The sequence below is a fragment of the Pseudomonas sp. E6002 genome (assembly GCF_013385565.1).
Classification (GTDB): Bacteria; Pseudomonadota; Gammaproteobacteria; order Pseudomonadales; family Pseudomonadaceae; genus Aquipseudomonas.
This window is the reverse complement of the sequence record NZ_JACAPT010000027.1, coordinates 218426-240141: the sequence shown is the minus strand read 5'-3', so window position 1 is coordinate 240141 and position 21716 is coordinate 218426. Positions and strand designations below refer to the sequence as shown.

At 61.8% G+C, this 21716-nt stretch carries 18 protein-coding genes; 11 read left to right on the top strand and 7 right to left on the bottom strand.

The genetic code is table 11. The annotated features are described in order from the left end of the window. Positions 1-277: 277 nt before the first annotated feature. On the top strand, positions 278-2365 hold the full coding sequence (locus HX815_RS22475; RefSeq protein ID WP_003216769.1) for an LTA synthase family protein: 2088 nt from the start codon (positions 278-280) through the stop codon (positions 2363-2365). Between the two features lie 60 nt (positions 2366-2425). On the opposite strand, the gene HX815_RS22470 is transcribed toward HX815_RS22475, so the two are convergent. Further along, positions 2426-2578 (bottom strand): DUF3309 family protein, encoded by a 153-nt coding sequence (locus tag HX815_RS22470; protein WP_003216767.1) that lies wholly within the window; start codon positions 2576-2578, stop codon positions 2426-2428. A gap of 329 nt (positions 2579-2907) precedes the next feature. Between HX815_RS22470 and HX815_RS22465 the strand changes: the two genes are divergently transcribed. Both HX815_RS22465 and csrA read left to right on the top strand, forming a co-directional pair. After that, positions 2908-3729 carry an SDR family oxidoreductase gene (locus tag HX815_RS22465; protein ID WP_177028910.1) on the top strand — a complete coding sequence of 274 codons (822 nt, stop codon included), beginning with the start codon at positions 2908-2910 and terminating at the stop codon, positions 3727-3729. A gap of 250 nt (positions 3730-3979) precedes the next feature. Further along, positions 3980-4189: a carbon storage regulator CsrA gene (gene csrA, locus HX815_RS22460; RefSeq protein ID WP_134326019.1), complete on the top strand. Its 210-nt coding sequence runs from the start codon at positions 3980-3982 to the stop codon at positions 4187-4189. Positions 4190-4192: 3 nt separating this feature from the next. Here csrA and HX815_RS22455 read toward each other — a convergent pair whose 3' ends face one another. The 5 genes from HX815_RS22455 to mnmC all read right to left on the bottom strand — a co-directional run bounded on the left by HX815_RS22455 (position 4193) and on the right by mnmC (position 11499). Then, the gene (locus tag HX815_RS22455) at positions 4193-4420 is read right to left on the bottom strand and encodes a YheU family protein (RefSeq protein ID WP_003192759.1); all 228 of its coding nucleotides are present in this window, start codon (positions 4418-4420) and stop codon (positions 4193-4195) included. 59 nt (positions 4421-4479) lie between these two features. Beyond that, a complete protein-coding gene (locus HX815_RS22450) occupies positions 4480-5664 on the bottom strand; it encodes an osmoprotectant NAGGN system M42 family peptidase (RefSeq protein WP_003216760.1) in 1185 nt (394 codons plus the stop codon). A gap of 170 nt (positions 5665-5834) precedes the next feature. Next, complete coding sequence (ngg, locus tag HX815_RS22445; RefSeq protein ID WP_177028909.1) at positions 5835-7580, bottom strand: N-acetylglutaminylglutamine synthetase; 1746 nt, start codon at positions 7578-7580, stop codon at positions 5835-5837. A 3-nt stretch (positions 7581-7583) separates the two neighbouring features. After that, positions 7584-9356 carry an N-acetylglutaminylglutamine amidotransferase gene (locus HX815_RS22440; protein WP_177028908.1) on the bottom strand — a complete coding sequence of 591 codons (1773 nt, stop codon included), beginning with the start codon at positions 9354-9356 and terminating at the stop codon, positions 7584-7586. Between the two features lie 154 nt (positions 9357-9510). Beyond that, complete coding sequence (gene mnmC / locus HX815_RS22435; RefSeq protein WP_177028907.1) at positions 9511-11499, bottom strand: bifunctional tRNA (5-methylaminomethyl-2-thiouridine)(34)-methyltransferase MnmD/FAD-dependent 5-carboxymethylaminomethyl-2-thiouridine(34) oxidoreductase MnmC; 1989 nt, start codon at positions 11497-11499, stop codon at positions 9511-9513. 141 nt (positions 11500-11640) lie between these two features. On the opposite strand from mnmC, the gene pap reads away from it, so the two are divergent. The 3 genes from pap to HX815_RS22420 all read left to right on the top strand — a co-directional run bounded on the left by pap (position 11641) and on the right by HX815_RS22420 (position 15589). Beyond that, a complete protein-coding gene (gene pap, locus HX815_RS22430; RefSeq protein WP_177028906.1) occupies positions 11641-13158 on the top strand; it encodes a polyphosphate:AMP phosphotransferase in 1518 nt (505 codons plus the stop codon). A 102-nt stretch (positions 13159-13260) separates the two neighbouring features. After that, on the top strand, positions 13261-14445 hold the full coding sequence (locus HX815_RS22425) for a thiolase family protein (RefSeq protein ID WP_177028905.1): 1185 nt from the start codon (positions 13261-13263) through the stop codon (positions 14443-14445). Positions 14446-14632: 187 nt separating this feature from the next. After that, complete coding sequence (locus HX815_RS22420) at positions 14633-15589, top strand: DMT family transporter (protein ID WP_003216745.1); 957 nt, start codon at positions 14633-14635, stop codon at positions 15587-15589. Here HX815_RS22420 and HX815_RS22415 read toward each other — a convergent pair. After that, complete coding sequence (locus HX815_RS22415) at positions 15586-16974, bottom strand: class II fumarate hydratase (protein WP_003216744.1); 1389 nt, start codon at positions 16972-16974, stop codon at positions 15586-15588. The genes HX815_RS22420 and HX815_RS22415 overlap by 4 nt on opposite strands. 193 nt (positions 16975-17167) lie before the next feature. On the opposite strand from HX815_RS22415, the gene HX815_RS22410 reads away from it, so the two are divergent. The 5 genes from HX815_RS22410 to HX815_RS22390 all read left to right on the top strand — a co-directional run bounded on the left by HX815_RS22410 (position 17168) and on the right by HX815_RS22390 (position 21657). Beyond that, entirely contained in the window at positions 17168-17686 is a 519-nt protein-coding gene (locus HX815_RS22410; protein ID WP_003216742.1) for a DUF2059 domain-containing protein, read from the top strand. A 6-nt stretch (positions 17687-17692) separates the two neighbouring features. After that, positions 17693-17986 (top strand): BolA family transcriptional regulator, encoded by a 294-nt coding sequence (locus HX815_RS22405; protein WP_003216739.1) that lies wholly within the window; start codon positions 17693-17695, stop codon positions 17984-17986. Between the two features lie 274 nt (positions 17987-18260). Further along, positions 18261-19205 carry a rhodanese-related sulfurtransferase gene (locus HX815_RS22400; protein WP_003216738.1) on the top strand — a complete coding sequence of 315 codons (945 nt, stop codon included), beginning with the start codon at positions 18261-18263 and terminating at the stop codon, positions 19203-19205. Positions 19206-19208: 3 nt separating this feature from the next. Then, the gene (locus HX815_RS22395; protein WP_008433236.1) at positions 19209-19844 is read left to right on the top strand and encodes a DsbA family protein; all 636 of its coding nucleotides are present in this window, start codon (positions 19209-19211) and stop codon (positions 19842-19844) included. Beyond that, positions 19837-21657 carry an ABC transporter ATP-binding protein gene (locus tag HX815_RS22390; protein ID WP_177028904.1) on the top strand — a complete coding sequence of 607 codons (1821 nt, stop codon included), beginning with the start codon at positions 19837-19839 and terminating at the stop codon, positions 21655-21657. The genes HX815_RS22395 and HX815_RS22390 overlap by 8 nt, the downstream gene beginning before the upstream one ends. Positions 21658-21716: the final 59 nt, after the last annotated feature.

Here is a 21716-nt window from a genome sequence, read left to right as displayed (position 1 = left end):
CCACATCTGTTTCCGTACGCCCGTTATTGTGTTTCGAGATATTCGCTGTACAAAATTTTCACATTCCATCCAAGACAATTCGCCGGCTATTTCCCCTGTCGAGTGCTCTAAAACGAGTGCCCACCTACTGCAGGAGTGAGTAATCAATGGCGTTGCCGGCGTTGATCGGGCACCATTTGCGCCATTGCGTTCACCGTCTACCCCAGCCTGCCTGGGCGAGGGCGGGGCGCCGCTGTATTCATTCGCAACTTAAACTTCCAATGGGTCCTAAAACGACATGGCAAACCCGGACGCCCTGAATCAGCAGCGAGCTTCTAATCGCTTGCTGCAACCGACCGTCAAATCCCATCTGGCGTACACGCTGCTTTGTGCCTTGATCATGATGGTGATGTTCTCCCTGCTGCGCCTGGCGCTGCTGGTCTACAACCGCGAGATGATCCTCGACACACCGGCCTCGACTTTCCTTGAAGCGTTCGCCAACGGCCTGCGCCTGGATATCCGCCTGGTGATGTACGTGCTGGTGCCGTTGCTGCTGGCGTTGTTCAGCGTACGGGCCATGGCGGCGCGCGGGTTCTTCCGCTTGTGGCTGACGGTCGCGTCCAGCATCGCGCTGTTCCTGGGCCTGATGGAAATGGACTTCTACCGCGAGTTCCACCAGCGCCTCAACGGCCTGGTCTTCCAGTACGTGAAGGAAGACCCGAAAACCGTGATGAGCATGCTCTGGTACGGTTTCCCGGTGGTGCGCTACCTGCTGGCCTGGGCCGTGGGTACGCTGATCCTGAGCATCGCCTTCAAAGGCGCCGACCGTGCAACGCGCCCACGCGGCCCGTTCAGCGGTGGCAGCATCGGCACTCGCCAGGTAGCGCCGTGGTACACGCGCATCGCGGTGTTCGTGGTCTGCCTGCTGGTCGCCGTGGTCGCCATCCGTGGCACCCTGCGCCAGGGCCCGCCACTGCGTTGGGGCGACGTGTACACCACCGACTCGAACTTCGCCAACCAGTTGGGCCTCAACGGTACCTTGTCGCTGATTGCGGCGGCGAAATCGCGCTTCTCCGAGGAGCGTTCGAACATCTGGAAAGCCACCCTGGAGCAGCCGCTGGCCACCCAGACCGTGCGCGACATGCTGGTATTGCCGAGCGAGAAACTGGTCGACACCGACACCGCCGCGGTACGCCGTGACTTCACGCCGCCGGCCGAGAAGACCCTGCCGATCAAGAACGTCGTGGTTATCCTGATGGAAAGCTTCGCCGGTCACTCGGTGGGCGCCCTGGGCCGCCCGGGCAACATCACGCCGTACTTCGACAAACTGTCCAAGGAAGGCCTGCTGTTCGACCGCTTCTTCTCCAACGGCACCCACACCCACCAGGGTATGTTCGCCACCATGGCCTGCTTCCCGAACCTGCCGGGTTTCGAATACCTGATGCAGACTCCGGAAGGCAGCCACAAGCTGTCGGGCCTGCCGCAGTTGCTCAGCCATCGCGATTTCGATGACGTGTACGTCTACAACGGCGACTTCGCCTGGGATAACCAGTCGGGCTTCTTCAGCAACCAGGGCATGACCAACTTCATCGGGCGTAATGACTTCGTCAACCCGGTGTTCTCGGACCCGACCTGGGGCGTGTCCGACCAGGACATGTTCAACCGTGGCCTGGAAGAGTTGAAGGCCCGTGAAGGCGGCAAGCCGTTCTATGCGCTGCTGCAAACCCTGTCCAACCACACGCCGTACGCGTTGCCGACGCCATTGCCGGTCGAGAAGGTCACCGACCGTGGCAGCCTCAACGAGCATTTGACGGCCATGCGCTACTCCGACTGGGCCTTGGGCCAGTTCTTTGAAAAGGCCCGCAAGGAGCCGTACTTCAAGGAAACCCTGTTCGTGATCGTGGGCGACCACGGCTTCGGCAACGAGCAGCAGATCACCGAAATGGACCTGGGCCGCTTCAACGTGCCGATGCTGATGATCGCACCGGGCATGCAGGAGAAGTTCGGCGAGCGTGACCACACCGTGGGCACCCAGATCGACATCGTGCCGACCATCATGGGCCGCCTGGGCGGTGACACCCTGCACCAGTGCTGGGGCCGCGACCTGCTCAACCTGCCGGAAGGCGACAAGGGCTTTGGCGTGATCAAGCCGTCGGGCAGCGACCAGACCGTCGCCTTGCTTACCGGTGACCGCGTGCTGGTACTGCCCAAGGAAATGCCGCCGAAGTTGTGGGAATACGAACTGGGCGCCAACCCGACCGGGAAAGTGATTCCAGAGTCGCCGGACGAGGCTGCGTTGAAGCAGAAGCTCGAATCGTTCCTGCAGACCGCTACCAAGAGCCTGCTGGACAACACCGCCGGTGTAGTGGACGGCAAGCCGGACTAAATACCCGCGCATAAAAAAAGAGGCCTTTCAAGGCCTCTTTTTTTTGCACGCTGGAACGCGTTATATCTTGCCGAGCAACAACAGAATCAACAGCACTACCAACACAGTACCGAGAATACCCGATGGCCCGTAACCCCAATTGCGTGAGTGAGGGAACACTGGAAGACCGCCGACCAGCAGGAGGATCAGAATAATGATAAGAATGAGGCTCATGTTTTGTTTTCCTTATTGTCTTCTGAAAAGACCTGGTATTTAACGGATAGGCCCGACAACTGATACGGACGCCTTAATAACTCCGACCCATGTGTTTGGCAGAAAATTCCGTGTTTTTTTAAAGCTTTTCGCTAACTTGCTTATTTCCTTTAACCCCGTTGCAAATAACTGTCCTTAGTTCAAATAAATGGAACTTGGCGGGTTTCCCGCTATCCGACCCGGCCCACGGTTTGCCTGGGGCATTCAGCAGTCTGATGGTGCGTGGGTGCGGGAAAAACCTTCGCTACACTGCGGCTCACTTCTTCCGTGAACCACAAGGCTACTTTCCTATGCAAAATCGCATGATGATCACCGGCGCCGGTTCTGGCCTGGGTCGCGAAATCGCTCTGCGCTGGGCCCGCGAGGGTTGGCAACTGGCCTTGTCGGACGTCAGCGAAGCGGGCCTGCAAGAAACCCTCAAGCTTGTACGCCAGGCCGGCGGTGACGGTTTCACCCAGCGCTGCGACGTGCGCGACTACAGCCAGCTCACCGCGTTCGCACAGGCCTGTGAGGAAAAGTTCGGTGGCATCGACGTGATCGTCAACAACGCCGGTGTCGCATCGGGCGGGTTCTTCAGCGAACTGTCCCTGGAAGACTGGGACTGGCAGATCGCGATCAACCTGATGGGCGTGGTCAAGGGCTGCAAGGCATTCCTGCCGCTGCTGGAAAAGAGCAAGGGCCGCATCATCAACATCGCGTCCATGGCCGCCCTGATGCAGGGCCCGGCCATGAGCAACTACAACGTGGCCAAGGCCGGCGTGGTGGCACTTTCGGAAAGCCTGCTGGTGGAACTCAAGCAACAGGAAGTCGGCGTGCATGTGGTGTGCCCATCCTTCTTCCAGACCAACCTGCTGGACTCGTTCCGCGGGCCGACGCCCGCGATGAAGGCCCAGGTGGGCAAGCTGCTGGAAAGCTCGCCGATTACCGCCGCAGAAATCGCCGACTACATTTACCAGCAAGTGGCGCAAGGGCAATTCATGATTCTGCCCCACGAGCAGGGGCGCATGGCCTGGGCATTGAAACAGAAGAACCCGCAACTGCTGTATGACGAGATGACCGTGATGGCGGACAAGATGCGGGCGAAAGCCCAGTCGCAGGCGGTAAAAGGTTGAATTTCAGGTGAGCACCTGATGTGGCGAGGGAGCAAGCTCCCTCGCCACAACAAGCTCTCTAGCCACAGAGAGCGCCTGCAAATTTGAACATATCGTTTGGTTCTTGGGTGTAATTCGAGATTATTCACTGCCTGTCTGTAGGGTAATTTACCCTGATGTGTAAGGCATGCCTGTTTAACCTGAAGGCCATTGATGGTGCCAGGCAGGGAGCGCATGGTCGGGGTTCGGTAACTTAAAAAGGACGAACCCCATGCTGGTATTAAGCCGCGCGGTAGGTGAAATAATTTCGGTGGGTGACCAGATCACCTTGCGCATTCTGGAAGTGAACGGCACCCAAGTGAAGCTGGGTGTGGAAGCGCCGGTGGGGGTCAATGTGCACCGGGCGGAGGTCTATCAGAAGATCCTCAGTCGCCACGGGCAGCAGACCAATATCCATCCAGTGCCTGTGCCCAATCCTTGAGTCTCAGTCGAACAGGTGCTTGGGCACATCGTGCTTGAGCATCAACTGGCACTGCTCGCTTTCGGGGTCGAAAACAATCAGCGCCTGGCCCTTGGTCAGCGCCTGGCGTACCCGCAGCACCCGTGTTTCCAGGGGTGTGTCGTCACCGTTGTCGGTGCCGTCGCGGGTCACGAAGTCTTCGATGAGGCGTGTCAGGGTGTCGACTTCAAGTGCATCGTAGGGAATCAGCATACAAGCCTCGGCTAGGGAATCCCGGCGATGCTACTGCGCCGGGATCCGAGTTGCCAGTCTCAGGTTTTTTGGCCCACCAGGCTGTCCACCGACGGCACGCGGGTATCACTCTCCATTTGTGTGTCGTGTTCGATCTGGTGACTGAACCGGTCGAGGGAGCCCTTGGCCGGCTGTGCATCGCTGGCGAACACCGGCGGGCTGAGGATGTACGCGCCCAGCAGGCGACTCAGCGCGGCGAGGCTGTCGATGTGCGTGCGCTCATAACCATGGGTGGCATCGCAACCGAATGCCAGCAGTGCGGTGCGAATGTCGTGGCCGGCGGTCACCGCCGAATGCGCGTCGCTGAAGTAGTAGCGAAACAGGTCGCGACGCACCGGTAGCTCATTTTCCGCCGCCAGGCGCAGCAGGTGGCGGGACAGGTGATAGTCATACGGCCCGCCGGAATCCTGCATCGCCACACTCACCGCGTGCTCGCTGGAGTGCTGCTCGTGGGCCACCGGCGCAATGTCGATGCCGACGAACTCACTCACATCCCACGGCAATGCCGCCGCCGCACCACTGCCGGTTTCTTCGGTGATGGTGAACAGCGGATGGCAGTCGATCAGCAGCGGCTGGCCGCTGTCGACAATCGCCTTGAGCGCTGCCAGCAGCGCGGCAACCCCGGCTTTATCGTCCAGGTGGCGGGCGCTGATATGCCCGCTCTCGGTGAACTCCGGCAGCGGGTCGAAGGCGACGAAATCGCCGACGCTGATACCCAGGGAGTCACAGTCGGCGCGGGTGGCGCAGTAGGCATCCAGGCGCAGTTCGATGTGGTCCCAACTGATGGGCATTTCATCCACGGCCGTATTGAACGCGTGACCGGAGGCCATCAACGGCAACACGCTGCCACGGATCACTCCGTTATCGGTGAACAGGCTGACGCGACTGCCTTCGGCAAAACGGCTGGACCAGCAGCCCACCGGCGCGAGGGTCAGGCGGCCATTGTCCTTGATCGCCCGCACGGCGGCGCCGATGGTGTCCAGGTGCGCGGAAACGGCGCGGTCGGGGCTGTTTTTCTGGCCCTTGAGGGTGGCGCGGATGGTGCCGCGCCGGGTCATTTCAAAGGGAATGCCCAGTTCCTCAAGGCGCTCGGCAACGTAGCGCACGATGGTGTCGGTAAACCCGGTGGGGCTGGGAATAGCGAGCATTTCCAGCAGCACTTTTTGCAGGTAAGCGAGATCCGGTTCGGGGATGGTTCGGGTCATGGAAACTCCTGATGAGTTGAGGGCATCGATGGTTTCGATGAAAGGGGCGCCTCAGAGATTGTGTTGGCTGTACCGGCGTCTTCGCGAGCAAGCCCGCTCCCACATTTGGAATGCATTCCCCTGTGGGAGCGGGCTTGCTCGCGAAAGCGCCAGTCAAGGCAACACCTTTCTCAAGCCGTCGGTTGGCTATGGGGAAACAACAGGTCCACGAACTTTTCAGCCGTCGGCTGCGGTTCATGGTTGGCCAGCCCGGCCCGTTCGTTGGCTTCGATAAACACGTAGTCCGGTTGGTCGGCGGCCGGCACCATCAGGTCCAGGCCCACCATGGGAATGTCGAGGGCACGGGCGGCGCGCACGGCGGCGTCCACCAGGGTCGGGTGGAGGATGGCGGTGACGTCTTCCAGGCAACCGCCGGTGTGCAGGTTGGCGGTACGCCGCACTGTCAGGCGTTCGCCACGGGGCAGGATGCTGTTGTAGTCGTAGCCGGCCGCCTGCAGGGTGCGTTGGGTTTCATGGTCCAGGGGGATTTTGCTTTCGCCATCGGTGGCGGCCTGGCGTCGGCGGCTCTGGGCTTCGATCAACGCGCCAATGGAATGCTGACCATCGCCGGTGACTTCCGCCGGGCGGCGAATGGCGGCGGCAACCACTTCAAAGCCGATCACCAGAATGCGCAGGTCGAGGCCTTCGTGGAAGCTTTCCAGCAGTACACGGGTGTCGAATTGGCGGGCCGCCTCAATGGCTTTTTGCACGTCTTCAATGGTCTGCAAATCCACCGCCACACCCTGGCCTTGTTCGCCATCCAGCGGCTTGACCACAATACGCTGGTGCTCGTCGAGAAACTCCAGGTTGTCGTCGGCACTGCCGGCCAATTGCTGGGCCGGAAGGTTCAGGCCTGCGGCCTTGAACACCTTGTGGGTCAGGCTCTTGTCCTGGCACAAAGTCATGCTGATGGCGCTGGTCAGGTCGCTGAGGGATTCGCGGCAGCGCACCCGGCGGCCACCGTGGCTCAGGGTGAACAAGCCGGCATCGGCATCGTCCACCTGCACGTCGATCCCGCGCCGATGGGCTTCCTCGACGATGATCCGCGCGTAGGGATTGAACTCCGCCTGTGGGCCAGGGCCGAGGAACAGCGGCTGGTTGATCCCGTTCTTGCGCTTGATGGCGAAGGTGGTCAGCGCGCGAAAGCCAAGCTTGGCGTAGAGACTTTTTGCCTGGCGGTTGTCGTGCAGCACCGACAGGTCGAGGTAGCTCAGGCCACGGCTCATGAAGTGTTCGATCAAGTGGCGCACCAGCACTTCACCCACCCCGGGGCGGGTGCATTGCGGGTCGACCGCCAGGCACCAGAGGCTGCAGCCGTTCTCCGGATCGTGAAAGGCCTTCTGGTGGTTCAGGCCCATCACGCTGCCGATCACCGCGCCGCTGTCTTCATCCTCGGCGAGCCAATACACCGGGCCGCCTTGATGACGTGGCGTCAGCAGTGCCGGGTCCACCGGCAACATGCCGCGCCCCTGGTACAGCTGGTTCACCGCCTGCCAGTCCGCCTCGGTTTGTACCCGGCGAATCCGGAACCCGCGAAACACCCGGGTCGCCGGACGATAGTCGGTGAACCACAGGCGCAGGGTATCGGACGGGTCGAGAAACAACTGCTGGGGATCAATCCCGAGGATCTGCTGCGGCGCCGCCACATACAGCGCGATATCCCGCTCGCCGGGCTGCTCGTTGAGCAACTCCAGGGCCAGGCTCGCCGGGTCCGGGAAGGTGTGGCCGATCAACAACCGGCCCCAACCGCAATGCACGGCAATCGGCGTGGGGTCCAGTTCGCTGCCGTCTTCGGCGAAGCGGGCTTGCAGGCGCTCGTAGGAGGGCGCCTGGCCTCGCAGCAAGCGTTGGCTGTAAGCCGTGGCATGAGGTTTCATGAATCAGATTCCTTGTTCGCTGAGCCACAGGTTCAGCGCCGCCAGTTGCCACAGCTTGGAGCCGCGCAACGGGGTCAGTTGGCCTTGGGGATCGGTGAGCAGGCGGTCGAGCATGGCCGGGTTGAACAGGCCGCGGTCCTGGCTTGGGTCCAGCAGCAGCTCACGCACCCAGTTCAAGGTGTCACCCTGCAAATGCTTGAGGCCGGGCACCGGGAAGTAGCCTTTCTTACGGTCGATGACCTCGCTCGGGATCACCCGGCGCGCCGCTTCCTTGAGCACTTGCTTGCCGCCGTCCGGCAGTTTGAATTTGCCCGGCACGCGGGCCGACAGTTCTACCAGGCGATAGTCGAGAAACGGCGTGCGCGCTTCCAGGCCCCAGGCCATGGTCATGTTGTCGACGCGCTTGACCGGGTCATCCACCAGCATCACGGTGCTGTCCAGGCGCAGGGCTTTGTCCACCGCCGCATCGGCGCCGGGCTGGGCGAAATGCTCGCGCACGAAGTCACCGGCGGCGTCATTCGCGGTCAACCATTTCGGCGCGACGGTAGCGGCATAGTCGTCGTAGCTGCGGTCGAAAAATGCGTCGCGGTAGGCCGCGTACGGGTCGCTTGCGCCATCCACCTGCGGGTACCAGTGGTAACCGGCGAACAGTTCATCGGCGCCCTGGCCGCTTTGCACCACCTTGCAATGCTTGGCCACTTCCCGGGACAGCAGGTAGAAGGCAATGCAGTCATGGCTGACCATCGGCTCGCTCATGGCGCGGAACGCCGCCGGCAATTGCTCGATGATTTCGCTTTCGGCGATACGCAGTTGGTGGTGACGGGTGCCGTAATGCTTGGCGATCAAGTCTGAATACTGGAACTCGTCGCCGCGCTCGCCTCCAGCGTCTTCAAAACCGATGGAGAAGGTCGACAGGTCCTGCACGCCGACTTCCCGCAACAGACCCACCAGCATGCTGGAATCGACACCGCCGGAAAGCAGCACGCCCACATCCACCGCCGCCCGCTGACGAATCGCCACGGCTTCGCGGGTGCTGTCGAGCACGCGGTCGGTCCAGTCTTCCAGGGTCAGGTTGGCTTCATCGGCGTGGGGGCCGTAGGGCAGGGTCCACCAGGTTTTCTGTTCAGTCTTGCCATTGGCGTCGATGCGCATCCAGGAGGCGGGCGGCAGCTTTTCAATGCCCGCCAGCAGGGTGCGCGGCGCCGGCACCACGGCGTGGAAGTTCAGGTAGTGATTGAGGGCCACCGGATCGAGGATCGGGTTGATATCGCCACCCTTGAGCAGCGCCGGCAGGGCCGAGGCAAAACGCAGGCGTTGGCCGGTGCGCGACAGGTACAGCGGCTTCACGCCGAGGCGGTCACGGGCGATAAACAGGCGCTGGGCATCGCGCTCCCAGATGGCGAAGGCGAACATCCCGTTGAGCTTGGGCAGCAGGGCTTCGCCCCAGGCGTGGTAGCCCTTGAGCAGCACTTCGGTGTCGCCACCGGAATAGAAGGCGTAGCCCAGGGCTTCCAGCTCTTCACGCAATTCCGGGAAGTTATAGATCGCGCCGTTGAACGCCAGGGACAGGCCCAGTTGGGCGTCGACCATCGGTTGGGCGGAGCCATCCGACAGGTCCATGATTTTCAGGCGTCGATGGCCCAGGGCAATCGGCCCCTGGGCATGAAAGCCCCACGCGTCAGGACCGCGTGGCGCCAAGTGATGGGTGATTCGTTCCACCGCTGCCAGGTCGGCAGGTTGGTGATCGAAACGTAACTCTCCAGCTAATCCGCACATAAATTCCTTACCGGTTTTTCCGTTGGGGAGGGATAGAAATGCAGCCCGCCAAAACGGCGGGTACCCAGAGACTGACCCGGGTAAATTGTGGGAGTTTTAGAACAATACGTTATAAGGCAAAGAGCCTTGACGGGTTGCAAGCCCGTCGTGGCCCTCAGGATTTGCCTGGGTTACCGCGGATCAGGGCACGCAGCGCGAACCGATTGGGGTGACAGGCTTCGCTGACATTGCGCGGCAGCGGCAGGGGCTCATTGTCGAGCCAGGCGGCCAGCAGCTCTGCACAGAGTGGCGCGGTGACCAGCCCCCGTGAGCCATGGCCACTGTTGATATACACGCCGTGCAACCACGGGCACGGCGCATCAGGGACCTGCCGGGCGTCTTTGCCAAGGGCGGCGTAGGTGTGATCAAACGCCTCTCGCTGCGCCAGCGGCCCGACGATCGGCAGGTAGTCCGGGCTGGTGCAACGGAAGGCGGCGCGGCCTTCAAGCTGTTCGGGTGCCAGGCTGTCGGCGCCCAGGCGTTGCAGCAAATCGAGGGAGATTTCCCGCAGCATCTGCAGATTGCCCGCGTGCTCGGCCACCGTGGGCGTAAGGTCATCGCTCTTGAAGTCGAAGCTGGCACCGAGGGTGTGCTCGCCCAGGCGTGGCGGGGCGACGTAGCCCTCGGCGCACACCACCGTGGCCAACGCCTGGCTTTGCGCCGTTTGCGGCAGGCGAGTGATTTGCCCGCGGATGCGCTTGAGGGGCAAGTCAGCGCTGAAGGAAAACCGCTTGATCTCGGCGGCGCCGGCCAGCACGACCACACTGGCTTGAGCCAGAACCGTATCGTCCTGCAACGCCTGCCACTGACCGTCGACCTGCTTGAGCTCAAGGGCGTCGTGGTGCTGGAGCACTTCGATCAGCGGGTGCCTGGCTTGCCATTCGCACAGCGCCGGCGGGTGAACCCAGCCGCCCTCGGGGAAGAACAAGCCGCCGTGCTCCAGCGTTATCCCGGCGCGCACCTGTGCCTGCTCTTTATCCAGCAGGTGCAACAGGTCCGGGGCAAAAGCGCCGGCCAGTTGTGCCTGGCGCTCGGCTTCCTTGGCGTTGAAGGCCAGTTGCAGCACGCCGCAGCCATCCCAGTCCACGCCACGTTGCAGATGCTCCAGCAGGCGCCGCGTATGGCCGAACCCGCTGAGAATCAACTGCGAAAGTGCCGTGCCATGGGCGGAAAGCTTGAGGTACAACACCCCTTGCGGGTTGCCGGAAGCTTCCTGTGCGAGCGCTGCGTGGCGTTCCAGCAAACTGACGCGCCAGCCGCGCGCCGCCAGGCTGGCCGCCGTGGCGCAACCGGCCAGGCCACCGCCGATGACCAGTGCATGGCGTTCACCGGAAACCGCAGGTGGGCGCGCAAACCAGGGTTTTGCCGCGGCAGGCGCAGGCGTTTCAGCGGGCCAGCCGAGAAACTCACCCCGCAGGATTTCCCACTTGTGGCCGATGCCGGGGGTGCGCTTCATCTTGAACCCGGCGGCGTTGATCAACCGCCGTACCCAACCGGTGCTGGTAAAGGTGCTGATGGTCGAGCCCGGCGCCGCCAGCCGCGCCAGTTCGGCGAACAGCTCGGCAGTCCACATGTCGGGGTTCTTGGCCGGGGCGAAACCGTCGAGGAACCAGGCGTCGACCTGTGCGTCCAGTTGCGGCAATTGCTCCAGGGCGTCGCCGATCAGCAACGTCAGGGTGACTCGACCGTTATCCAGTACCAGCCGCTGGAAGCCTTGGTGAATCGCGATGTATTGCGCCAACAGCTGCTCGGCGAACGGTGCCAGTTCCGGCCAGAGGGCGAGGGCGCGCTGCAGGTCGGCGTGGCTCAGCGGGTACTTTTCCACGCTGACAAAATGCAGGCGTGCGCCCGCCACCGCGTGTTGTTCGAACAACTGCCAGGCGCACAGGAAATTCAGGCCGGTGCCGAAGCCCGTCTCACCGATCACCAGTCGCCCGCCCACCGGCAGCGCCGCAAAACGTTCCTGCAAACGGTTCTGTTCGAGGAATACGTAGCGGGTTTCTTCAAGGCCCGACTTGTCGGAGAAGTACACGTCATCGAAGACCCGCGAGTGCGGGCGACCTTGGTCATCCCAGTCAAGCTGGGCGTGGGATACGGGGTTCATGAGCGGCTCGGCAAAGGCAAGGCGGCCATTCTAGCTGATCAACAGGGTTGTCATTGATCCATGGCAAGCCGCTGTGGAATTTCCTGCCACGTGTTGTTGCCCAATCCGCTAGTCTTGATCACTTCTGGAACGGAGCCGCCCATGTTCGAATCTGCCGAAATCGGTCACGCCATCGACAAAGACACCTACGACGCCGAAGTGCCGGCCCTGCGTGAAGCCTTGCTGGAAGTGCAGTACGAACTGCAACAGCAGAAGCGCTTCCCGGTGATCATCCTGATCAATGGCATCGAAGGCGCGGGCAAGGGTGAAACCGTCAAATTGCTCAATGAATGGATGGACCCGCGCCTGATCGAGGTGCGCACCTTCGACCAGCAGACCGACGAAGAACTGGCCCGCCCACCGGCCTGGCGCTACTGGCGCCAGCTTCCGGCGAAAGGTCGCATGGGGGTCTTTTTTGGTAACTGGTACAGCCAGATGCTGCAGAGTCGCGTCCATGGCGAGATCAAGGATGCGCGGCTCGACCAGGCCATCGCCGGTGCCGAGCGCCTGGAAAAGATGCTGTGTGACGAAGGCGCGCTGATCTTCAAGTTCTGGTTTCACCTCTCCAAGAAGCAAATGAAATCCCGGCTCAAGGCCTTGCAGGACGACCCACTGCACAGCTGGCGCATCAGCCCGCTGGACTGGCAGCAGTCCAAGACCTACGACAAGTTTGTGCATTTTGGTGAGCGGATCCTGCGCCGCACCAGTCGTGACTATGCGCCTTGGTATGTGATCGAGGGTGTCGATGCGCACTACCGCGGGCTGACCGTCGGCAAGATCCTGCTCGAAGGCCTGCAAAACGCCTTGAAAGTGCCCAAGGGTAAAGCCAGCGGCATGAACCCGGCGCCGCTGCCATCGGCGGTTGACCAGATGAGCCTGCTGAACAGCCTGGACATGACCCTGAGCCTTGAAAAGGACGATTACGAAGAACAACTGATTACCGAGCAGGCGCGGTTCTCCGGGCTGATGCGCGACAAGCGCATGCGCAAGCACGCGTTGGTGACGGTGTTTGAAGGCAACGACGCGGCGGGCAAGGGTGGGGCCATCCGGCGTGTGGCGGCAGCCCTCGATCCCCGGCAGTACCACATCGTGCCGATTGCCGCGCCCAGTGAAGACGAGCGCGCCCAGCCTTACCTGTGGCGTTTCTGGCAGAAGATTCCGGCGCGGGGCATGTTCACCGTGTTCGACCGCTCCTGGTATGGCCGGGTGTTGGTGGAACGCATCGAAGGCTTCTGCACGCCGACGGACTGGATGCGCGCCTACGGCGAGATCAACGACTTCGAAGAGCAACTGCGCGACGCCGGGGTGATCGTGGTCAAGTTCTGGCTGGCGATCGACAAGCAGACGCAGCTGGAGCGGTTCCAGGCCCGCGAGGAAATTCCGTTCAAACGCTTCAAGATCACCGAGGACGACTGGCGTAACCGCGAGAAGTGGGACGACTACCGGGCGGCGGTGGGCGACATGGTGGACCGCACCAGCACCGAGATTGCGCCGTGGACGCTGGTTGAAGCCAACGACAAGCGCTGGGCGCGGGTGAAGGTACTGCGCACCATCAACCGGGCGCTGGAGGAAGCGTTCGACAAGACCGACAAGCATGACAAGAAGGACAAGAAAAAGTAGCGCCATGCTTTTGCATACGCGGGGTGAATGATTGTCGCGGTTGAAGAGGGCGGGATCTATGCTCGATCCATCTCTCAACAACCACAACAATTGAGGTAGCCCATGCGTGAAGTAGTGATCGTCGACAGCGTGCGAACCGGCCTGGCCAAGTCCTTTCGCGGCAAGTTCAACCAGACCCGTCCCGATGACATGGCTGCCCATTGCGTGAACGCGTTGCTGACCCGCAACGGCATCGACCCGGCCACGGTCGAGGACTGCATCGTCGGCGCCGGTTCCAACGAAGGTGCCCAGGGCTACAACATCGGCCGCAATGTGGCGGTGTTGTCGCAACTGGGTACCGGTACGGCGGGCATGACCCTCAACCGTTTCTGTTCCTCGGGGTTGCAGGCGATTGCGATCGCCGCCAACCAGATTGCTTCCGGTTGCAGCGAGATCATCGTGGCCGGTGGGGTCGAGTCCATCAGCCTGACCATGAAGAGCGTCAACACCGATAACCTGATCAATCCGTTGCTCAAGGAGCAGGTGCCGGGCATTTACTTTCCCATGGGGCAGACGGCGGAAATCGTTGCGCGGCGGTATCACATCAGTCGTGAAGAGCAGGATCTGTATGCGCTGCAAAGCCAGCAGCGTACGGCTCAAGCCCAGGCTGATGGGTTGTTCGATGATGAAATCGTGCCGATGGCGGTGAAGTACAAGGTTGAGGACAAGAACACTGGCGCGGTGCAGGTGTTGGAGGGGGTGGTGGATCGGGATGACTGCAATCGTCCGGATACGACGTTGGCCAGTCTTGCGGGATTGAAGCCGGTGTTTGCGGAGGATGGGTCGGTGACGGCGGGGAATTCGTCGCAGTTGTCTGATGGGGCTTCCATGACACTGGTGATGAGCCTGGAAAAAGCGCTGGAACTGGGGCTTAAGCCCAAGGCGTTTTTTCGCGGGTTTACGGTGGCGGGGTGTGAGCCGGATGAGATGGGGATCGGGCCGGTGTTTTCGGTGCCCAAGTTGCTCAAGGCCCGTGGGCTGGCGGTGGCGGATATTGATTTGTGGGAGTTGAATGAGGCGTTTGCCTCGCAGTGCCTTTATGCGCGTAATCGGCTGGAAATTGATAACGCCAAGTACAACGTCAACGGTGGGTCGATTTCCATCGGGCATCCGTTTGGGATGACGGGGTCGCGGCAGGTGGGGCATCTGGTGCGTGAGTTGCAGCGGCGCAAGTTGCGTTACGGCATTGTCACTATGTGTGTGGGCGGCGGCATGGGGGCCACCGGCTTGTTCGAAGCCGTACGCTGACTCAGTGTGGGAGTGGCGGTGCGACGATTCGACTTGCTCGCGAATGCGGCGGGGCAGTCGATGAAAATGTTGGCTGATAGACCGCCTTCGCGAGCAAGCCCGCTCCCACATTTGATCAGCACCGTATCCCAATCCGTTCACATCCCCCTAGAATGCACCTCCTCCACCTCAGGCATTCGGGGCACTCATGCACATCTCATCGGGCCGTTGGGTCTACGGTTTATCCCTGGCCCTGCTGACCGCGCTGCTCTGGGGCATTCTGCCGATCAAACTCAAACAGGTCTTGCAGGTGATGGACCCCGTCACCGTCACCTGGTTTCGCCTGGTCGTCTCCGGCAGTTGTCTGTTTATCTATCTCGCCGCCGTAAGGCGCCTGCCCAGCTGGCGTTCCCTCGGACCAAAAGGTGGCTGGCTGGTAGCGATCGCCGTGTGCGGCCTGATGGGCAACTACGTGCTCTACCTGGTCGGCCTCAAACTGCTGAGCCCCGGCACCGCGCAACTCGTGGTACAGGTGGGCCCGATCTTCCTGATGATCGCCAGCGTCTTCGTGTTCAAGGAACGCTTCAGCCTCGGGCAGGGCATGGGCCTGCTGGTGCTGATCATCGGCTTCGGCCTGTTCTTCAACCAGCGCCTGACCGAGTTGTTGACCTCCCTGGGCAGCTACACCGCCGGGGTGCTGACGATTCTCCTGGCCACCACCATCTGGACCTTCTACGCCCTGGGCCAGAAGCAGTTGCTGACGGTATGGAATTCGTTGCAGGTGATGATGGTGATCTACCTGTCCTGCGCGCTCTTGCTGACGCCATGGGCGCACCCGATGGAAGCGCTGCAACTGAGCCCGCTGCAAGGCTGGCTGCTGCTGGCCTGCTGTTTCAATACGCTGATTGCCTACGGCGCATTCGCTGAAGCCCTGGCCCACTGGGAAGCCTCGCGCGTCAGCGCCACCCTGGCGCTGACGCCATTGGTGACCTTCGTCGCGGTAGCGCTGGCCGCCTGGATGTGGCCCGAGTATGTGCACGCCGAAGACATCAATGCCCTCGGCTACGGCGGGGCCGTGTTGGTGGTGCTGGGGTCCGCGACCGTGGCGTTGGCGCCGTCGTTGTTCGCCGGGCTCAGGGCCCGGCGTGCACGATTGGCGTCTTAATGACCGGCTTCCAGCATGTTTTCCGGACGCACCCACTGGTCGAACTCTTCGTCCGTGAGATAGCCCAGCTTCAGCGCCGCTTCCCGTAGGGTCAGCCCTTCGGCATAGGCCTTCTTGGCAATCTCGGCGGACTTGTCGTAGCCGATGTGCGGGTTCAGCGCAGTCACCAGCATCAGGCCACGCTCAAGGTGCGCGGCCATTTGCTCGGCGTCGGGTTCCAGGCCGGCGATGCAGTGCTCCTGGAAGTTGCTGCAACCGTCGGCCAGCAGGCGGATCGATTCCAGCAGGTTGTGGATGATCACCGGCTTGTACACGTTCAACTGCAAGTGGCCCTGGCTGGCGGCGAAGCCAATGGTCACGTCATTGCCCAGCACCTGGCAGGCCAGCATCGACAGCGCTTCGCACTGGGTCGGGTTGACCTTGCCGGGCATGATCGAGCTGCCCGGTTCATTCGCCGGCAACTTGACTTCCGCCAGCCCGGCACGCGGGCCGGAGCCCAGCAGGCGCAGGTCGTTGGCGATTTTCATCAGGGCCACGGCCAGGGTCTTCAAGGCGCCGTGCAGGGTGGTCAATGGCTCATGGCCCGACAGCGCGGCGAATTTGTTCGGTGCGGTGACAAACGGCAGGCCCGACAGCGCGGCCAATTCCGAGGCAATCGCCTCGCCAAAACCGTGGGGAGAATTGAGCCCGGTGCCGACGGCAGTACCACCCTGGGCCAGTTCACACACGGCGGGCAGGGCGCTGCGGATCGCGCGTTCGGCGTAGTCGAGTTGCGCTATAAAGGCCGAGACTTCCTGGCCGAAGGTGATGGGCGTCGCATCCATCATGTGGGTGCGGCCGGTTTTCACCAGCTTCATGTGGCGCGCCGACAACTCTGCCAAACCACCAGACAGTTCACGGATCGCCGGCAACAGCTTCTCGGTGACGGCCTGCACGGCGGCGATGCTCATGGCGGTGGGGAAGCAGTCGTTGGAGCTCTGGGAACGGTTGACGTGGTCGTTGGGATGCACCGGGCTCTTGCCGCCACGGGGCTTGCCCGCCAGCTCGTTGGCACGGCCGGCGATCACTTCGTTGGCGTTCATGTTGCTCTGGGTGCCGCTGCCGGTCTGCCACACCACCAGGGGAAACTGGTCGTCGTGTTCGCCGGCGAGCACTTCGTCGGCGGCCTGTTCGATCAGCCGGGCGATGTCGGCGGGCAGGTCGCCATTGCGGTCGTTGACCCGGGCCGCAGCCTTCTTGATCAGGGCCAGGGCGTGCAACACAGCCAGGGGCATGCGCTGGTCGCCGATGGCGAAGTTCACCAGCGAGCGTTGGGTCTGCGCGCCCCAGTAAGCGTCATCCGGGACTTGCACTTCTCCCAGGCTGTCGGTTTCGATACGGCTCATCGGGCACACTCCTTCAGGTTCGTTTGCGCAGTTTAGGCCCTGATCGCCCGGTGGGGTTCCCTTAAAAGACTTTTCATCGGATTAAGCCCCGCAAAACCAGGCCCCACAAGGCGTGGGGTTGAGCCGCGGCGTTTTTTAGGCGCAGAATGGGCGCCCTTGGGGTCTTACCTCGCCTGCTAGAAAAGGAAACTCGATGACTCGTCTTCGTGCCATCTGTACCGCGGTTGCTCTGGTATGTGCCAGCGGCCAGGTTTTTGCCGATACCGCCAGCCACAACGCCAGTGCCGAAGCCTTCCTTACCCTGGCCCATGCCGACAAGCTGGGTACCCCGGTGTACATGCAAGTGCAACAAATGTTCGCCCAGCGTTTCGAGCAGACCAAGGCGCCTGCTTCCAAGCAAACCGTCCTGGACACCTACCAGGCCAAGGCCAACACCGCCCTGGACCAGGCCATCGGCTGGAACAAGCTCAAGCCGGACATGATCAAGCTCTACACCGACAACTTCAGCGAATCCGAGCTCAAGGACCTGGTTGCGTTCTACCAGTCGCCACTGGGCAAGAAAGTCCTGGAGAAAATGCCCCAGCTGACCCAGCAATCGGCCCAGATGACCCAGGCCAAGCTGGAAAGCGCGGTACCTGTGGTGAACAAGCTGCTGGAAGACATGACCAACGAGCTGACGCCAAAAGCCCCGGCCCCGGCCAAGAAGAAGTAAACAGGAATGACCATGCAACAGCGTATCGAATCGGCACTCGTCGCCCTGAGCCCGGAACACTTGAGCGTGCTGGATGAAAGCCATATGCACAGCCGTGGGTTGCAGACCCACTTCAAGGCCGTGCTGGTCAGCCAGCAGTTCGAGGGCCTCAACCGCGTCAAGCGCCACCAGAAGGTCTATGCCACGTTGGGTGACCTGATGAGCGAATTCCATGCGTTGGCGCTGCATACCTACACGCCTGAAGAATGGGCGAAAATCGACGCAGCCCCGGCCTCGCCAACCTGCGCCGGCGGTCACTGACACTGTGGCACATCAGCTTGATGTGGCGAGGGAGCTTGCTCCCGCTGGGCTGCGCAGCAGCCCTTCTGCCAATCACCGCGATCTTTCTGAAGGGTTGCAACTGCCTGGTTGGGGCCGCTCCGCAGCCCAGCGGGAGCAAGCTCCCTCGCCACAGTAAGAGGCGGTCCATAATCGTCGCCATTTTTGTTAGAATCCGCAACGCGCCGCTCAGTCGGCGCGTTTTTTTTGCATCCGGTTCACCCTTTACGAGGGTAGCCACCTGGAGAGAACACCCATGACTCAACCGATTGTCGTGGCGGCACTGTATAAGTTCGTCACCCTCGAAGATTACGTCGCCCTGCGCGAGCCACTGCTGCAGGCGATGGTCGACAACGGCATCAAAGGCACCTTGCTGATTGCCGAAGAAGGCATCAACGGCACCGTTTCCGGCAGCCGCGAAGGCATTGATGGCTTGATGGCCTGGCTCAAGAACGACCCGCGCATGGACGACATCGACCATAAAGAGTCGTACTGCGACGAGCAGCCGTTCTACCGCACCAAGGTCAAGCTCAAGAAAGAGATCGTGACCCTGGGCGTCGAAGGCGTCGACCCGAACAAGAAAGTCGGCACCTACGTGGAGCCGCAGGACTGGAATGCGCTGATCAGCGACCCTGAAGTGCTGCTGATCGATACCCGCAACGACTACGAAGTGTCCATCGGCACCTTTGAAGGCGCGATCGACCCGAAGACCACCAGCTTTCGCGAATTTCCCGACTACATCAAAGCCAACTTCGACCCGGCCAAACACAAGAAAGTCGCCATGTTCTGCACCGGCGGCATTCGTTGTGAGAAAGCCTCGAGCTATATGCTCAGCGAGGGTTTCGACGAGGTGTATCACCTCAAGGGCGGCATCCTGAAGTACCTCGAAGAGGTGCCGCAGGAAGAAACCAAGTGGCAGGGCGACTGCTTTGTGTTCGACAATCGCGTGACCGTGCGCCACGACTTGAGCGAAGGCGACTACGATCAATGTCATGCCTGCCGCACACCGGTCAGCGTCGAGGACCGTGCATCCGAACACTATGTAGCTGGCATCAGTTGCCCGCATTGCTGGGATAAGCTTTCAGAGAAGACCCGTCGCAGCGCGATCGACCGGCAAAAGCAGATTGAACTGGCCAAGGCCCGCAATATGCCGCACCCGATTGGCTACAACTACAAGCAATCCCCATCCTCCGAGGCCTGAGCCATGTCCGCACGCCTGCTCTATGTAATGGATCCGATGTGCTCCTGGTGCTGGGGTTTCGCCCCGGTGGCCAAGGCGCTGGTTGAGCAGGCCCAGGCCGCAGGCGTGGAGCTGCACCTGGTGGTGGGCGGCTTGCGCACCGGCAGTGGCGCGGCGCTGGAGCCGACGACCCGGCGCTATATTCTTGAGCATTGGCAGGCCGTGACCGACGCCACCGGCCAGCCGTTCAAGCGTGAAGGTGCACTGCCTGATGGTTTTGTCTACGACACCGAGCCGGCTTGCCGCGCCGTGGTCACTGCCCGCAGCCTGGCGCCGGATTGCGCCTGGAAACTGCTGGGCCTGATCCAGCAGGCGTTCTACGTCGAAGGGCGCGACGTGACCCGCGCCGACGTATTGGTGGAACTGGCCGAGACCGCCGGCGTGCCGCGTATCGAGTTCGCCGAAGCTTTCGACCGCGCCGACCAGCACGCGGCCACCGCGGCGGATTTCACCTGGGTCCAGGACCTGGGCATCGCCGGTTTCCCGACCTTGCTGGCGGAGCGTAATGGGCAACTGGCTCTGCTGACCAACGGCTACCAGCCGCTGTCCGAATTGGCGCCGCTGCTGAGCCGTTGGCTGGAGCGAGCTGCCTGTGCATGATCAGCCCGATCCCGTTGAGCAACCCAAGCGTGTCGACCGGCTGACCTGGGCGGAAGTCCGCCGCCTGGCGCTGCATCACAAGAAATCCCTGTGGATCGCCAATGGCGTCGCCGTGCTGGCAACCTTGTGCAGCGTGCCGATTCCATTGCTGCTGCCGTTGCTGGTGGACGAAGTGCTGCTGGGCCATGGCGATGCGGCACTGAAGGTGATGAACCACGCATTGCCCCTGGGTTGGCAGAGGGCCGCCGGCTATATCGGCCTGATGCTGCTGGTGACCTTGCTGCTGCGTTGCGGCGCCCTGGTGTTCAACGTGCTGCAGGCGCGGTTGTTTGCGCGACTGGCCAAGGACATCGTCTATCGCATTCGCGTGCGGCTGATCGAGCGCCTCAAGCGCATTTCCCTCAGTGAATACGAAAGCCTGGGCAGCGGCACGGTGACCACGCACCTGGTCACCGACCTGGACACGGTGGACAAATTCGTCGGTGAAACCCTCAGCCGGTTCCTGGTGGCGATGCTCACCCTGGTAGGCACCTCCGGGATCCTGATGTGGATGCACTGGAAGCTGGCACTGTTGATCCTGCTGTTCAACCCGCTGGTGATCTACGCCACGGTGCAGTTGGGCAAGCGGGTCAAGCACCTGAAGAAGCTGGAAAACGACAGCACATCGCGTTTCACCCAGGCGCTCACCGAAACCCTCGATGCGATCCAGGAAGTGCGTGCCGGCAATCGCCAGGGCTTTTTCCTCGGTCGCCTGGGCCAGCGGGCCCAGGAAGTGCGGGATTTTGCGGTCAATTCCCAGTGGAAAAGCGATGCCTCCAGCCGCGCCAGTGGCTTGCTGTTCCAGTTCGGTATCGACATCTTCCGTGCGGCGGCGATGCTGACGGTGCTGTTTTCCGACCTGTCCATCGGCCAGATGCTCGCGGTGTTCAGTTACCTGTGGTTCATGATCAGCCCGGTGGAACAGTTGCTGAACCTGCAATACGCCTACTACGCGGCGGGCGGGGCGCTGACGCGGATCAACGAACTGCTGGCCCGCGCCGATGAACCGCAATACGCGGGCGGTGCCGATCCGTTTACCGGACGCGAGACCGTCGGCATCGAAGTGCGCGGCCTGAATTTCGGCTACGGCGAGGAACTGGTGCTGGACCAGTTGAACCTGAACGTCGCCCCGGGTGAAAAAGTCGCGATTGTCGGCGCCAGCGGCGGCGGCAAAAGTACCCTGGTGCAACTGTTGCTGGGGCTGTATACGCCGCAGGCCGGCAGCATTCGCTTCGGTGGTTCGACCCAGCAGGAAATCGGCCTGGAGACGATTCGCGAGAATGTCTCCGTGGTGCTGCAGCACCCGGCACTGTTCAATGATACGGTGCGCGCCAACCTGACCATGGGCCGCGAGCGCAGCGACCAGGCCTGTTGGCAGGCGCTGGAAATTGCCCAGCTGGATGCGACCGTCAAGGCGCTGCCGCTGGGCCTGGACAGCGTGGTCGGACGCTCCGGCGTGCGCTTTTCCGGTGGGCAGCGTCAACGCCTGGCCATTGCACGGATGGTGCTGGCGGAGCCGAAAGTGGTAATACTCGACGAGGCCACCTCGGCCCTGGATGCGGCAACCGAATACAACCTGCACCAGGCGCTGGCGCGGTTTCTCAGTGGCCGTACCACGTTGATCATCGCCCACAGGCTGTCGGCGGTGAAACAGGCGGATCGGGTATTGGTGTTCGATGGCGGCCATATTGCCGAAGATGGCGACCATCAGCAGTTGATTGCTGATGGTGGCTTGTACGCCAAACTTTACGGACACTTGCAACAAGTGCGGTGATTTAGCCTACGCTGAGCTATCAGGAGCGGTTTTCACTCGCGTGCGTATTTTAGTTGTGC